The following is a 15,014-nucleotide window of genomic DNA, read 5'->3' as shown; positions in this document are numbered from 1 at the left end:
TAGAAAATTATATAGACCTCCCAACTTGGGAGGTTTTTTTTTATGTTCAAAACAATCTTTTTTGTGGTGTGTTGACCCTTTATGTGTTTATTGTAAATTACGTTGATTTTAATTTTTTTACTATTTTAAAAAGTAAGAAAAACATCCTCTGTTTTTTTGCTTAAGATCGTAAATTTGGGATATATTTGTCTTGAACTAATATAATTGAATAAAATGAAGAAAAACATTCTGACAGCAGTTGTAGTATTAGCATTTGGATTTTTAAATGCACAAGAAGCTAGATTTGGAGTAAAAGCAGGTTTGAATTTGTCTACTCTTTCGGGAAATTATGTTAAGCAATCGCAAATTCAGCCAGGTATAGTACTTGGAGGTTTTGCAGCAGTTAAACTTTCTAAAGAATTTATTTTTCAACCTGAATTACTTTTTTCTTTTCAAGGGAGTGCTTATAGAAGCTATTATGATTTTGGAAATGTTGAAACCTATCAGCAAGATAATTTAAATTTAAGTTACTTATTGTTGCCAGTAATGGCTAAATATTATGTGGCGAAAAAGTTTAGTTTAGAGGTAGGGCCTCAATTTGGTTTCCTATTAGCAGCCAGATCTAATTATTTTAGCTATACAGATAGCGGTAATGATTATGTTAATTCAAAATCAAAAAATGTTACAGATCAATTTAAAACTTTCGATTTTGGTATAAATATAGGAGGAGGATATGATTTTACAGATAAATGGGGTATTGATTTAAGATATAATTTTGGCTTAAATAATGCTGCTCAAAATAGATTTGGAACAGATTTTCACGCTGACAATCGAGTTTTGTCGGTAACAGGTAGCTATAAATTTTAATGTTCATATGATTATAGAAGCCTCCCAATTCGGGAGGTTTTTTTATGACTAAAAAAGTCTTTACTTTGTTACTATGAATTGGGAATCGTATCTAAAAAGTTATCAGTCTTATCTCAAAATTGAAAGGGGGTTATCAAAAAATACTATTGATAATTATTCTTTTGATATTGAGCGATTGTGCTTGTTTTTGTCTCAAAATGAGATTCGTGTTTCACCTTTAGTCATAAGTGAAGAAACGTTACAGCAATTTATTTACAATGTTTCTAAAGAATTAAATCCCAGGTCACAGGCTAGAATAATTTCTGGATTAAAAAGCTTTTTTTCTTATTTAATATTCGAAGATTTTAGGAACGATAACCCAATGGAGCTGATTGAAACTCCAAAAACCGGACGTAAGTTACCAGATACATTGGCTATCGAAGAGATAGATTCGCTTATCTCAGCAATTGATTTGAGTACGAATGAAGGAGAACGTAATCGTGCGATGCTTGAAACCTTATACGGTTGCGGGCTTCGTGTTTCTGAATTGGTTTCCTTGAAAATTTCGGACTTGTTTTTTGAAGAAGGCTTCGTTAAAGTAACCGGAAAGGGAAATAAGCAGCGCTTTGTTCCTGTTGGAAATTTGACTCAAAAATTTATTGAGATTTATAAAAATAACAATAGAGCGCATCTTAATATTCAAAAAGGGTTCGAGGATACTTTGTTTTTAAATAGAAGAGGGAAGCAATTAACCCGAGCCATGATTTTTACTATTATTAAAGACTTAACAGTCAAAATAAACTTAAATAAAAACATAGGTCCACATACATTAAGACATTCCTTTGCTACTCATCTTTTAGAGAATGGAGCAGATTTACGCTCAATACAATTAATGCTTGGACATGAGTCTATCACAACAACAGAAATCTATGTTCATTTGGATCGAAAGTATTTAACCGAAGTTATGAATACCTTTCATCCGAGAAAAGGCTAAGTAGGGTAGGTTATATTGCTTAAGTACGGCCTATGAACAAGATTAATATAAGGCATAAAAAAAGACTTGCCGATTTTTAATCAACAAGTCTTTTTGATATTTTGAGAGCCTTAATTATTTAGCAATATTCACTGCTCTTGTTTCTCTAATTACTGTAACTTTTACTTGACCTGGATAAGTCATTTCAGTTTGAATTTTTTGTGAAATTTCGAAAGATAGAGTGGCTGCATTATCATCAGATACTTTTTCGCTTTCTACAATAACACGTAGTTCTCTACCAGCTTGAATGGCATAAGCATTTTTTACACCACTAAATCCATAAGCTACATCTTCAAGATCTTTTAAACGTTGAATGTAAGAATCTAATACTTGTCTTCTGGCTCCTGGTCTTGCTCCTGAAATAGCATCACAAACTTGAATAATTGGAGATAATAATGATTTCATTTCTATCTCGTCATGGTGAGCTCCAATGGCGTTGCAAACTTCTTCTTTCTCACCATATTTTTCAGCCCATTGCATTCCTAATAAGGCGTGTGGTAAGTCACTTTCTGTATCTGGAACTTTACCAATATCGTGAAGTAATCCTGCTCTTTTGGCAAGTTTAACATTCAAGCCCAATTCAGCAGCCATGATTCCGCAAAGTTTAGAAACTTCACGAGAGTGTTGCAATAAATTTTGTCCGTAAGAAGAACGGTATTTCATTCTACCTACTACTTTTATTAATTCTGGGTGTAATCCGTGAATTCCTAAGTCAATAACAGTTCGTTTTCCAACCTCAATGATTTCATCATCAATTTGTTTAGTTGTTTTGGCAACTACCTCTTCGATACGTGCTGGGTGAATACGTCCGTCAGTTACTAATTTGTGTAATGCCAAACGAGCAATCTCTCTACGCACTGGGTCAAAACAAGAAAGGATAATAGCTTCCGGAGTGTCATCTACAATGATTTCTACTCCTGTGGCAGCTTCTAATGCTCTAATGTTTCTTCCTTCACGACCAATGATTCTACCTTTTACATCATCTGATTCAATGTTAAAAACAGATACGCAATTTTCTACTGCTTCTTCTGTTCCTACTCTTTGAATGGTGTTAATGATGATTTTCTTAGCCTCTTGTTGTGCCGTTAATTTAGCTTCTTCAATAGTATCTTGAATATGAGACATTGCTTTGCTCTTTGCTTCAGCTTTTAAGCCTTCAACTAATTGCTCTTTAGCTTCATCCGCAGATAATCCTGAGATCACTTCTAATTGTTGCAATTGGCTTTTATGAAGTTTGTCTACTTCTAATTGTTTTTTGTCTAAATTCTCTATTTTAGAGGTGTATTCTAGATTTTTTGCTTCAAAATCGTCATTTATCTTTTTGGCTTTTGATAATTCGTTTGAAACTTGAGATTCTTTGTCACGAACTCTTTTTTCTACCTCTGCTACTTTCTTATCTCTTGCTAGAATTACTTGTTCATGTTCAGATTTTAGTTCGATAAATTTTTCTTTTGCTTGAAGAATTTTGTCTTTTTTAATGTTTTCTGCCTCAAGATTGGCGTCTTTTAGAATTGAAGCCGCTTCTTTTTTGGCGCTTTTAATTAAATTAGAGATATTGCTTTTTTCTATGACTTTGGCTATACTAAATCCTACTGCAATACCAGTAATTCCTGAAATAATTATTGTTAAGATGTCCATGTTTGTTAAAATTTATATATAAAAAAAGCCTACATTAGGTTGCTTGTATAAACTCGGAAATACAAGTTTTGAGCTAACTCACTGTTCAAGTTTCCTCGTCGAAGCGTGGCATGCTTTAGTAGTGATGATTTGCTCATTCTAAATTGTTAGTGTTGAGTTTACCAAAATGTGAACTAATGTAGGCAGTGTTTTTAGTCTGTGTAAAGAACGTTTATTTGTCGAGATATTCGTCTAAAAGCAAATTGATTTTGTTTAATCTTTCAACGGTTTCTTCACCATTTATAATATTATCAATCTGTTTTTGTTCTACTTGAGAAGCAAATTGTAAAGCACACATTGCTAATACATCTTGTTTGTCTCGAACGGCATAATTTTCTTCAAATTGCTTAATCATCGCATCAATTTTTCTAGAAGCACTTCTAAGTCCTTCTTCTTGAGAGAAATCCACCGTTAATGGGTAAACTCTGTCTGCAATTGATATTTTAATTTTAAGCTTTTCGTCCATATTTTTTACTAATCTGATAGCTGGGCTATACAGTAATCAATTTCACGAATTATTGAATTTATTTTAAGCTTTGTATCTCTTTTGTTGTCGTCACTGCCTAATAATGCATTGGCTATTTTGAGTGTCTCTAATTGTGTTTTTAAATCATCAATTTCTTTTGATTGATTTTGTATCACCACTGCAGCTCTATTTAACTCTACGGTTATATCTTGATTGGTTTTTTCTAAATTTTTAATTTTAAAAAAAAGCTTATCAATCTTATTTTCAAGAGTATCAATTATTTCTGCAATCACACTCATTATAATTCCTATTCATTTCTTAATCTTACAAAGTTAGTATTCCTTTTTATTATTGCAATATTTTATCGATTTTTTTACATTAAAAAAATGAATCAACTGTAAATCAAGATGTTGTATTTTGGCTTGTTTTGTCTTGTAAGTCTTACTTACTTTTTTTATTTTAGCAAAAATGTATTCCACGAAATGACCATGATTGTAAGTTGTTCGCAAAAACCAATGAAGATATGCGACCCGAACGATAGCGAACAGACGAAGCAATTACATATGACCGATAAAAACAATAATAGCAATATATGAAGTTTTCTTTTTTTCTGTTAGTTCTCTCTAGCACCCTCTTTGCTCAAACAGATTATCCTAAAAACTATTTTTGTCCACCGCTAGATATTCCGTTGCAATTGTCTGGAAATTTTGGAGAATTGAGACCCAATCATTTTCATGCAGGCTTTGATATGAAAACCCTTCAAAAAGAAGGATTAAGTGTGTATGCTGTTGCTGATGGATATGTTTCAAGAATCAAGATTTCTACTTTTGGAAATGGGAAAACCATTTATATTGATCATCCAAATGGATTCACATCAGTTTACGGGCATTTGCAAAAAGCGACCGATTCTATTGAGGATTTTATAAAGAAAACTCATTATAAAGAACAGTCTTTTGAAATTGAAATGTATTTTAAACCCAATGAAATGCCAGTCAAAAAAGGACAATTAATTGCTATTTCCGGAAATACAGGCGCTTCTGAAGGACCTCACTTGCATTTTGAATTTCGGGATACGAAAACAGAGAAAATTATCAACCCGATGTTCTTTGGTTTTGATGCTTTAATGAAAGATACTAAGAAGCCAATAGTTTCAAATTTATATGCTTATCCATTAGATTCAAAAACAATAGTAAATCATTCACAACGACCTATTCCTGTTAATTTATCCCTGCAAAAGGACGGAACGTATATGGCAGATAAGGTTATTGCCAATGGGAAAATTGGTTTTGCTATTGCTACTTTTGATTATGATGATGTGTCTTTTAACAAAAATGGTGTTTTCGATGTGAATTTGTCTTGCAATGGCAAATCTATTTTCGGATACCAATTTAACACTTATTCTTTTGATGAAATGAGGTATGTAAATGCGTTAATTGATTATTCGCTTTATAAAAAAACACAGCAGAGAGTTCAAAAGTTGTTTATGAATCCGCCTTATAATTTGAGTATCATAAAAACCGATGAAACAAATGGTGTTATCACGGTACTTCCTAATTTGACTTCGGTATGTAGTTTGGAGGTTTCAGATTTTTATGGAAATAAAACAACAATTGGGATTCCGGTGCAGTATGATTCGCTTTCGACTATAATAGAAAAAGAACCAGTTGTTTCTAATTATGTTGTGAAGGCTTCGAAAGATTGTCTTTTTGAAAAAGACAAATGCAGTGTTTTCTTTCCCGCAGGTACATTCTATGGTGACTTTAATTTAAATTTTGATGTAAAAAATAATGTTTTGGTTGTACATGATGATACAGTTCCGGCGCATACAAACTTTACAATTGCTATGGAAAGCGATAGTTATCCAGCAGATCAAAAAGACAAAGTATTCATTGGTCGAGTAGATGGAGGAAAGATAAGTTACAATACGACTCGTGAAAAAAATAATGTTTATGAGACCAGAGTTAAAACTTTAGGACAATATAAACTGGTGTTAGATACTATTGCACCTGTAATTACGATGGCAAAATCTATTGAGGGGAAAAAAATAGACAATCAAAAACTGCTTCAAGTAAGTATATCAGATAGTTTGTCTGGAATTAAATCGTATAATGGTTATCTTAACGGAAAATGGATCTTGATGGAATATGATAATAAAACAAGACTTTTGACCCATAATTTTAGCGATGGAATTGTTACCGAAGGAGATAATGAATTAAAAGTTGTTGTAGTTGATAATGTAGGGAATTCTTCTATCTTTGAAACTCATTTTCAAAGAAATCAAAAACAGTAAAAACGAAATCAATTGAATATTTTTAAATCTCTGTGTTGTTTTATTTTTTTGTGGATGGGAATGAATTCATTTGCCCAAAGTGCTTTTGTAAAAGGTATTGTTTTGGATGAAAAGAATCTTCCTATTGAAGGCGTGAATGTATCTTGTCTAAATAATAAAACCCAAACAAATGAAAAGGGATTTTATCAAATCGCTATTCCATCCAATCAAATAGTCACGGTAGAATTTACCCATATTTCTTTGAAAAAAACCAGTCTAAAAGTTTCTTTAAAACTAAATGAAGTGTATGTGTTTAATATGCATATGAATGATAGAGAGGAACAAATGGGAGAGGTTATTATAAATAGTAATAATAAGAAAGCAGTTCAGGGGATTATTACTTTTGAAGCCAAAGACATTCGTTTTATTCCTGGTGCCAATGCAGGTATTGAGAATGTTCTGAAAACATTGCCAGGAGTCAATTCTAATAATGAACTCAGTACACAATATTCGGTTCGCGGTGGGAATTACGATGAAAATTTGGTTTATGTTAATGAAGTCGAAGTGTACCGTCCTTTTCTCATTCGTTCAGGGCAACAAGAAGGATTGAGTTTTGTCAATACTGATTTGGTGCAAAATATAGAATTTTCGGCAGGAGGTTTTCAGGCAAAATATGGTGATAAAATGTCTTCAGTTTTAGATATCACTTATAGAAATCCTACTCAATTTGGAGCTATCCTAGAAATGAGTTTTCTTGGCGGAAGCCTCGCTATTGATGCAGTTTCTAAAGATAAAAAGTGGTCGGCAATTACGGGAGTTCGGTATAGAAACAATAGTCTTCTTGTTAATAGCCAAGAGACTCAAACGAATTATACACCTACTTTTGCCGATATTCAGACTAATATTAATTATCAGGCTTCACCTAAATGGCAATGGAGTTTTCTAGGGAATATTTCTCAAAATAAGTATTTGTATCAGCCGCTTACCCGTCAAACTAATTTTGGTACAGCAGATGCTCCAATGGCTCTTGCTGTTTATTACGAAGGCAAGGAAAAAGACAAATACGATACTTATTTTGGAGCTTTAAAAACTACTTATCAAGTAAGTGATACTTTTACATTAAAATTTATTGGGTCTCTATATCATACCATAGAACAAGAATATTTTGATATTTATGCACAATATCGTTTAGGAGAAGTAGATACTAATATCGGATCTGATACTTATGGTGATATTACCTTTTCAAGAGGAATTGGATCTCAATTGAATCACGCCAGAAATGATTTGGATGCTTTGATAGCTAATTTAGAAGTAAAAGGTTTGAAAAATTGGAAACAAAATCAGATCGAGTGGGGATTAAAATATACCAAAGAATCAATTCGAGACCGAGTTTCAGAATGGGAAGTAATTGATTCTGCTGGGTTTTCAGTAAGGCCTCCGATTTTTTTGCCTAAAAAGGATGAACCTTATCAGCCTTATGCAGGTTTGTTGGTACCATATCAATATGTAAGTGCAATTAATTTTACGGATATAGATAGATTTTCAGCCTATGCACAATGGGGGAGAAAAGACAATTTAGGGACAAACGATATATGGTATAATTTGGGTGCGAGAATGCAAAGTTGGGAAGTATCTGGGGGTAATTTGAATAGTAATATTCAAACTGTTTTTAGTCCGAGAGCTCAATTTGCCATAAAACCAGATTGGAAAAAAGACATGCTCTTTAGATTTACTGTCGGGATTTATAGCCAGCCACCTTTTTATAGAGAGTTGCGCGATTATGATGGAGTAGTACTACCTGATACAAAAGCTCAAAAATCTTTAAATATTGTTTTGGGGAACGATTATAGTTTCAAAATGTGGCAACGCCCTTTTAAACTGATTACCGAAGCCTATTATAAAAAGATGAAGGATGTAAATCCTTATACGGTTGATAATGTAAGAATACGTTATGCAGCGGATAATAATGCCGTTGCGTATGCACAAGGACTGGACGTTCGGCTTAATGGTGAATTTGTACCCGGGACCGATTCTTGGATTAGTTTTGGTTATCTAAAGACAGAAGAGAATATTGATAACAAAGGATATATTGCCAGACCAACGGATCAAAGATTAAAGTTTGGACTTTTGTTTCAAGATTATATGCCAAAGATCCCGAGTCTAAAGTTATATCTTAATATGGTTTATAATACAGGATTACCAGGAGGTTCGCCTGCTTATGCTGATCCGTATTTGTATCAGAACAGATTGAAGGATTATCGTAGGGTTGATGTTGGGTTTTCAAAAGTTTTTATAGATCAAAAGGTAGGAATGTCTAATAAGAAATTTTTCAAGCATTTCAAGGAGTTGACTTTAGGTTTTGAAATTTTTAATCTTTTTAACAATCAAAATGCCATTACCAATACTTGGGTTCGTGATGTGTATACCAAAACAGAATATGCGATTCCAAATTATATGACAACCCGAGTTTTTAATCTGAAGTTAAATGTGCGGTTGTAACCTGTTTTTACTGCATCACCAGAATTAATAAATCTGTTGTATATTTCCTTTCCATTTTTAAAAATGATTACATTTGAGTTTATTTTTTAATATTAGAATTATTATGAGAACATCACATTTTGTCTATATAGGGATTTCACTTTTGCTTTTAGCAAGCTGTAAAGAAGAAACAGAAAAGCCGAAAGTGATTTATGATGCTTCAAAAGCTGGACGAGAGCTTACCAAAGCCGATTCGACTCAAATAAAAATAGCCGATTTGCCAATACAAATGGAGGGAACCAATTACTTGATTCATCCAGTTGGGGATTTGAATGTTTATGAAAAAGGATCAAAAAACAGATATGGTTCTTCGAGTGTAAATGATTTGAGTTTTACGATATCAAACACATCAGAATATGAGATTACGGGCTATTTACAAAATATTAAATTCCAAAGAATAGATTCGGATTCCATAAAAGCATTAACAGATAAACCTGTTTTGATTCAGACAGTAAGTTACCTAAAGACTGTTGCAGATAGAACCAAAAATCAAATTATGGTTTATACCATGTATGATATGGATACCAATAAAGACGGAAAGCTTGATACCAGTGATATTAAAGCATTATATCTAAGTAAAATAGGTGGTGATAAATTCACAAAAATATCTACAGATCTTCAAGAATTAATTGATTGGAATTTAATAGAATCTAAAAACCGTTTGTATTTTAGAACCGTTGATGATACCAATAAAAACGGGAAATTTGATAGTAAGGATGTAGTGCACTACAATTACATCGATTTGGCGTCAAAAGAGTGGAAGATTGAGAATTACAATCCGATATGATTTTAAATCAAAATATTGCTTTCTAAATCTGATTTTTCAATTTCAAAATCAAAGCCCAGCTGCGTTACCAATTGAATTACCAGGTTTTTATACCAATTCTCGGATTTTGGGTGAATGTATATTTTTTCGATCAATTGGTTGATATCCACATTTATTTTTAAACCATCATTTAGTTTGATGGTGGTTTCTGTTACATCAGTAATGATGCGTACTTCGCGTTCGTATTGAAAGCTTTTGCGTTTGAATAGAAATGGGAAAAACAAATCATCAAATGGGATGTATTCTTTTTTGTAATCAATATAATTGACTTCGCCTATATATTGTTTGTGATTTTTTTCAGGAACTAAAGCATCTTGAAGTCTTTTTACTGTAGATTGTATGGCTAATCCTTCGCTGTTTTGAGTAAAAATCTGCCACATGGCAAACGATTCATATTCATTAATGTGCCAACTGCTAATGGCTACCTTCTCCCGGTGTGTTTTGTAGTAATTTAAAAAATCAGGATTGTTTGTAGAAAGTTTTTTGATTTCCTCGTATGTTGGCTCGCTAAAAGTTCCTTCATATTGGTCTTCAAATTTATCAGATCGCGACATGAAGAGTTTTCGCGAAAGCAATAAATCTAAAAACTTCGACAAGTCCAGATATTTCCATACAATGGTTTCTGGATCTTGTGGAAGTTTTATGTTGGGATTGTTAAGATACATTGTCCTAATTTAAATAAGTGACCATTAGAAATCTAAAGGTACTAATCTAAATTATGATTCAAAACTTTGCATCGTTACTAATTTGTTATAAGTACCATTCATGGCAGTAAGCTCTTCGTGTTTTCCTTGCTCTACTATTTTTCCTTTTTTCATAACCACAATTAAATCTGCTTTTTGTATGGTTGAAAGGCGGTGTGCAATTACAATAGAGGTTCTGTTTTGCATCATGTTTTCTAGAGCCACTTGTACCAGTTTTTCGCTTTCTGTGTCTAAAGCGGATGTTGCTTCATCCAAAATCATGATCGGTGGATTTTTCAACACGGCACGGGCAATAGATAATCGTTGTTTTTGACCTCCGGAAAGTTTGTTTCCGCTGTCTCCAATGTTGGTGTAAATCCCTTTAGGTAATTCTTTTACAAATTCATAAGCATTCGCTATTTTTAGAGCTTCGATGATTTCTTCATCGGTAGCGTCTAATTTTCCTAAGGATATATTGGCTTTTATAGTATCATTAAATAAAATACTGTCTTGTGTAACCAATCCCATTAATCCACGAAGTGATTGCAAATTCAAATCTTTTATGGCAACACCATCAATAGCTATGGTTCCTTCATTTACATCATAAAAACGGGTTAGTAGATTGGCAATGGTACTTTTTCCGCTTCCTGATTGTCCTACAAGCGCTACAGTCTGTCCTTTTTTTATGTTAAGAGAAAAATCCTTTAAAACCGTTTCATCTTCATATTTGAAGTTGATGTTGTTTATTGCGATTTGAGAATCGAAAGATGATTTTTCTATAGCGTCGATTTTACTGGTAATTGGGTTTTCCTGATCCAGAATTTCTAAAACGCGTTCTGCTGCTGCATTACCTCTTTTGATAGCATATGATGCTTTCGAAATAGATTTTGCAGGAGTAAGAATGTTATAAGCCAATCCCATGTAGGCAATAAAGGAAGCACCATTTAGTGTTTTGTCTATCAAAACCATGTGCCCACCATACCAAAGCAAAATGGCAATAACCATAATTCCCATAAACTCACTGGCTGGAGAAGCTAGATTTTGGCGGTTACCAATGCTATTGGATAATATAAAAAAGCGTTGAGTCGATTCTTTAAAAACGCGATTGAAGTAATTTTCAGAATTATATCCTTTTACAACTTTTAATCCACCCAAAGTTTCTTCAATGGTAGACAAAAAGATTCCTTGCTCTTCTTGTGCTCTAGTCGATTTCTTTTTTAATTGTTTTCCGATAAGGGAAATAACATAGCCTGAAACGGGAATAAAAATGAATACAAAAAGTGTTAATTGTACACTGATGGTTACCATTGTTATTAAAGTAAATACAATGGTTAGAGGTTCTTTTACAATAAGCTCCAGAATAGATAAAAAAGAAGTCTGAACCTCGTTAACATCTCCGGAAATTCTTGCAATAACATCTCCTTTTCTTTTTTCAGAGTAGAAGGCGAGAGGCAATTCAATAGTTTTTTTGTACATGGCATTTCGCATATCTCTCAAAACACCATTACGTAAGAAGGTAATGAAAAACATCGCCAGATAGTCACATAAATTTTTTAGCAAAAAGATAGAGATGATTATAGCGACCATTATGGTGAGAGTTCGCCCTACGCCAAATGTATCGGTAGTATGGGTAATGTAATAACTTAAATAATCTTCACCATATTTTTTGAGTTCCCATATTCCTTTGTAAACTGGCATTGTTGTGTTTCTTTTGGTTTGGTCAAATAAAACCTGCATCATCGGAATCAAGGATACAAAAGATAGCGTACTAAAAAGGGCATATAGAATATTAAAAAATATGTTCATATAAGCATACTTCTTATATGGAACTACAAAAGGGAATATTTTTTTAAAATTGTTCATTTATTTTCTGTTATTGTTTTCTGCTATAGCAATAGCTTTTTCTAATTTTTCTAGCAATAATTTTTTTTCTGGTAATTGAGTCAGGTATTCCGCTACTTTGATGTGCTCGTGGTTATCAAGCATTAAATAATTGATTTGCTCTGGAGATTTTTCGCTACAAAGAATTAAACCAACAGGCTTGTTTTCGCCTTCTTTTTGTTCGTTTTTTTCTAACCAACGAAGATATAGTTCCATTTGACCTTTGTAGCTCGCTTTGAATTTTCCAAGTTTCAAATCTATGGCAACTAGACTTTTTAATCCTCTATGGTAAAATAGTAAATCGATATAAAAATCTTCATTATCAATGGTTATTCTTTTCTGACGGGCTAAAAATGCAAATTCGCTTCCCATCTCAGTTATGAAATGTTGAAGCTGGGCCAAAATTGAACTTTCTAAATCTTTTTCAGAATAACTGTCATGTAAACCTAGAAAGTCCAGAAAATAAGGATCTCGAAATGCTAAATCTGGGCTTATTTTCTTTTCGGTCTCTAATGCTTTTAATTCGTTGACAATAGTTTGTTCTGGCTTTTTGCTGATAGCTGTTCTTTCAAAAAGCATGCTGTCTATTCGTTCTTGTAAAGTTCTTACACTCCATCTTTCGTGAATAGTCATTTGAATGTAGAACTCCCGTTTTATTTGATTTTCTATATTGATAATTGAATATAAGTGAGACCAACTCAATTGTGCAGACACTGTCTGCACAATTGTAATGTCTTGAAAAACAGTACTTAGTTTTATAAAACTATGTAAGTTTCTTTTGCTAAAGCCTGTTCCGTATCTGTTTTGTAGTTCTTGACTTAGGCCTAAAATTACTTTCTTACCATAATCAGCCCTGTCGTTTTTTAGAATTTCATCATTGATACTTTTTCCAATATTCCAGTACAATAAAGTCAGTTCTTGATTGACTGTTTTGGCAACAAAATGACGCGTTTGATCTATTAAATCGATAATCGAATTTAATAGTTGAGGAGTGTCATTTGTGTTGAGTTTGTCCATTTACTGGGTTAGTTCAATTGCATTGCAATAATTATATTTTTAATTTTTTCGTTCAGCACTTGTTCAATCTCAGTAAAATTGGCAACGCTATCTAATTCAGTTTTTACACTGATGTAAAATTTAATTTTAGGCTCCGTTCCGCTTGGTCTGGCGCATATTTTAGATCCATCCTCTGTATAATAAATCAATACGTCAGATTTTGGTATACTCATCGTTTCCTCTTCATCTGTAAACAAGTTTTTGGCGATCGATGATTTATAGTCTTCTACCATAACCACTCTTTGTCCGTCGATTTCTTTCAATGGATTTTCGCGTAAGGAAATCATCATCTGGTTGATTTCTGCCAATCCTTCCATTCCTTTTTTGGTAAGAGAAACCAAATGTTCTTTGTAGAAACCATAATCTACATAATGTTGTAGTAAGGTGTTGTAAACAGAATTGCCTTTAGCTTTGGCTTGAGCTGCAATTTCGCAGATTAATAAAGTAGCTGCAACGGCATCTTTATCACGAACGGCATCACCAACCATGTATCCAAAACTTTCTTCTCCACCTCCAATAAATTGCAGTTCAGGGAAGTCTTTAATCATTTTGGCAATCCATTTAAAGCCTGTTAAACCTACTTTGCATTCTACATCATAAGCCGTTGCTAATTCCATAATCATTGGAGTCGAAACGATAGTAGAGCCTACAAATTGTTTTCCGTTTATCTTGCCAGCTTTTTTCCATTGCTCTAATAAGAAAGCGGTCATCAAAATCATTGTTTGATTTCCGTTTAGCAAAGTCATTTTGCCTTCATTGTTTCTAACAGCAACGCCTAATCGGTCACAGTCCGGATCAGTACCAATAACAATGTCGGCATTCAATTTATCAGCAAGGGCAAGAGCCATTGTCAATGCTTCTGGTTCTTCAGGATTTGGTGATTTTACAGTTGGGAAATTTCCATCTGGTTTTGCCTGCTCCGGAACAATGTTTACATTGTTGTAACCTGCTTCTTCTAAAGTTGCAGGAACAGACATAATAGAAGTTCCGTGCAAAGAAGTAAAAACAATGTTTAAATTGTCTTTGGCTTCTTTTGGAGTATTGAAACTTGCATTTTGAACAGATGATTTTATAAAAGCTTCATCAACTTCGGTATCTATATATTGTATCAAACTTTCATTTGCCGAAAATTTGATTTCATCGTAATTTAATTTTTCAATAATTTCAATGATGGCTCCGTCTTGTGGAGGAACGATTTGACCCCCGTCTTGCCAATAGACTTTGTAACCATTATACTCCGGTGGATTGTGAGATGCAGTTAGTACAATACCGCATTGACAACCTAAATATTTAAGTGCAAATGACAATTCTGGAGTAGGTCTCAAGTCCGAAAATAAATAAACCTGAATACCATTGGCAGAGAAAACATCGGCAACCACTTTGGCTAATGATTGACTATTGTGACGGCAATCATAAGCAATTACAACTTTTAAATCCTGTCCAGGAAAAACAGTATGCATATAATTAGAAAGCCCTTGAGTATTTTTACCCAAAGTATATTTGTTGATACGGTTGTTTCCAACTCCCATCACACCACGCATTCCGCCAGTACCGAACTCTAAATTTTTATAAAAACTCTCTTCTAAATCTTTTGGTGATGTAGTCATTAATTCCTTAATAGCTACTTGTGTTTCATTATCAAATGTTGGGGTTAACCATTCGTTTACTGCGTCTAAAATGTTTTGCGGTATGTGCATTTTATATTTAGTTTATGTTGTTAATCTATGTTTATGAAAACAAGAAATTAGTTTAGTTAGGAG

12 protein-coding genes are annotated in these 15,014 nt (G+C 33.2%); 5 read left to right on the top strand and 7 right to left on the bottom strand.

The window, feature by feature from the left end; all coding sequences use genetic code 11:
- The first annotated feature begins 213 nt into the window (after window positions 1-213).
- Both OZP08_RS18450 and xerD read left to right on the top strand, forming a co-directional pair.
- Window positions 214-846 (top strand): porin family protein, encoded by a 633-nt coding sequence (locus tag OZP08_RS18450; RefSeq protein ID WP_268847520.1) that lies wholly within the window; start codon window positions 214-216, stop codon window positions 844-846.
- 73 nt (window positions 847-919) lie between these two features.
- Window positions 920-1,819: a site-specific tyrosine recombinase XerD gene (xerD, locus tag OZP08_RS18445; protein ID WP_281322550.1), complete on the top strand. Its 900-nt coding sequence runs from the start codon at window positions 920-922 to the stop codon at window positions 1,817-1,819.
- A 114-nt stretch (window positions 1,820-1,933) separates the two neighbouring features.
- On the opposite strand, the gene rny is transcribed toward xerD, so the two are convergent.
- The 3 genes from rny to OZP08_RS18430 all read right to left on the bottom strand — a co-directional run bounded on the left by rny (window position 1,934) and on the right by OZP08_RS18430 (window position 4,300).
- Complete coding sequence (gene rny / locus OZP08_RS18440) at window positions 1,934-3,496, bottom strand: ribonuclease Y (protein ID WP_281322549.1); 1,563 nt, start codon at window positions 3,494-3,496, stop codon at window positions 1,934-1,936.
- Window positions 3,497-3,707: 211 nt separating this feature from the next.
- On the bottom strand, window positions 3,708-4,001 hold the full coding sequence (locus OZP08_RS18435; protein WP_268847519.1) for a cell division protein ZapA: 294 nt from the start codon (window positions 3,999-4,001) through the stop codon (window positions 3,708-3,710).
- Window positions 4,002-4,009: 8 nt separating this feature from the next.
- Complete coding sequence (locus OZP08_RS18430) at window positions 4,010-4,300, bottom strand: hypothetical protein (protein ID WP_268847518.1); 291 nt, start codon at window positions 4,298-4,300, stop codon at window positions 4,010-4,012.
- 293 nt (window positions 4,301-4,593) lie between these two features.
- On the opposite strand from OZP08_RS18430, the gene OZP08_RS18425 reads away from it, so the two are divergent.
- The 3 genes from OZP08_RS18425 (at window position 4,594) to OZP08_RS18415 (ending at window position 9,595) form a co-directional block, all read left to right on the top strand.
- Window positions 4,594-6,291: a M23 family metallopeptidase gene (locus OZP08_RS18425; protein WP_281322548.1), complete on the top strand. Its 1,698-nt coding sequence runs from the start codon at window positions 4,594-4,596 to the stop codon at window positions 6,289-6,291.
- Window positions 6,292-6,345: 54 nt separating this feature from the next.
- A complete protein-coding gene (locus tag OZP08_RS18420; protein ID WP_281322547.1) occupies window positions 6,346-8,769 on the top strand; it encodes a TonB-dependent receptor in 2,424 nt (807 codons plus the stop codon).
- A 103-nt stretch (window positions 8,770-8,872) separates the two neighbouring features.
- Window positions 8,873-9,595 carry a CREC-EF hand family protein gene (locus OZP08_RS18415; RefSeq protein ID WP_268847517.1) on the top strand — a complete coding sequence of 241 codons (723 nt, stop codon included), beginning with the start codon at window positions 8,873-8,875 and terminating at the stop codon, window positions 9,593-9,595.
- A 2-nt stretch (window positions 9,596-9,597) separates the two neighbouring features.
- Here OZP08_RS18415 and OZP08_RS18410 read toward each other — a convergent pair whose 3' ends face one another.
- The 4 genes from OZP08_RS18410 to OZP08_RS18395 are packed head-to-tail and all read right to left on the bottom strand — an operon-like array spanning window position 9,598 to window position 14,951.
- On the bottom strand, window positions 9,598-10,299 hold the full coding sequence (locus OZP08_RS18410) for a DUF2971 domain-containing protein (RefSeq protein ID WP_268847516.1): 702 nt from the start codon (window positions 10,297-10,299) through the stop codon (window positions 9,598-9,600).
- Between the two features lie 51 nt (window positions 10,300-10,350).
- Window positions 10,351-12,180, bottom strand: a complete 1,830-nt coding sequence (locus OZP08_RS18405; protein WP_281322546.1) for an ABC transporter ATP-binding protein — start codon at window positions 12,178-12,180, stop codon at window positions 10,351-10,353.
- Window positions 12,181-13,215, bottom strand: a complete 1,035-nt coding sequence (locus OZP08_RS18400) for a PDDEXK nuclease domain-containing protein (RefSeq protein WP_281322545.1) — start codon at window positions 13,213-13,215, stop codon at window positions 12,181-12,183.
- An 8-nt stretch (window positions 13,216-13,223) separates the two neighbouring features.
- A complete protein-coding gene (locus OZP08_RS18395; RefSeq protein ID WP_281322544.1) occupies window positions 13,224-14,951 on the bottom strand; it encodes a phospho-sugar mutase in 1,728 nt (575 codons plus the stop codon).
- Window positions 14,952-15,014 lie beyond the last annotated feature (63 nt).

This window comes from Flavobacterium aestivum, from assembly GCF_026870175.2.
GTDB lineage: Bacteria > Bacteroidota > Bacteroidia > Flavobacteriales > Flavobacteriaceae > Flavobacterium > Flavobacterium aestivum.
The sequence above is the reverse complement of the archived record's forward strand: the minus strand, read 5'-3'. Positions and strand labels throughout refer to the sequence as shown.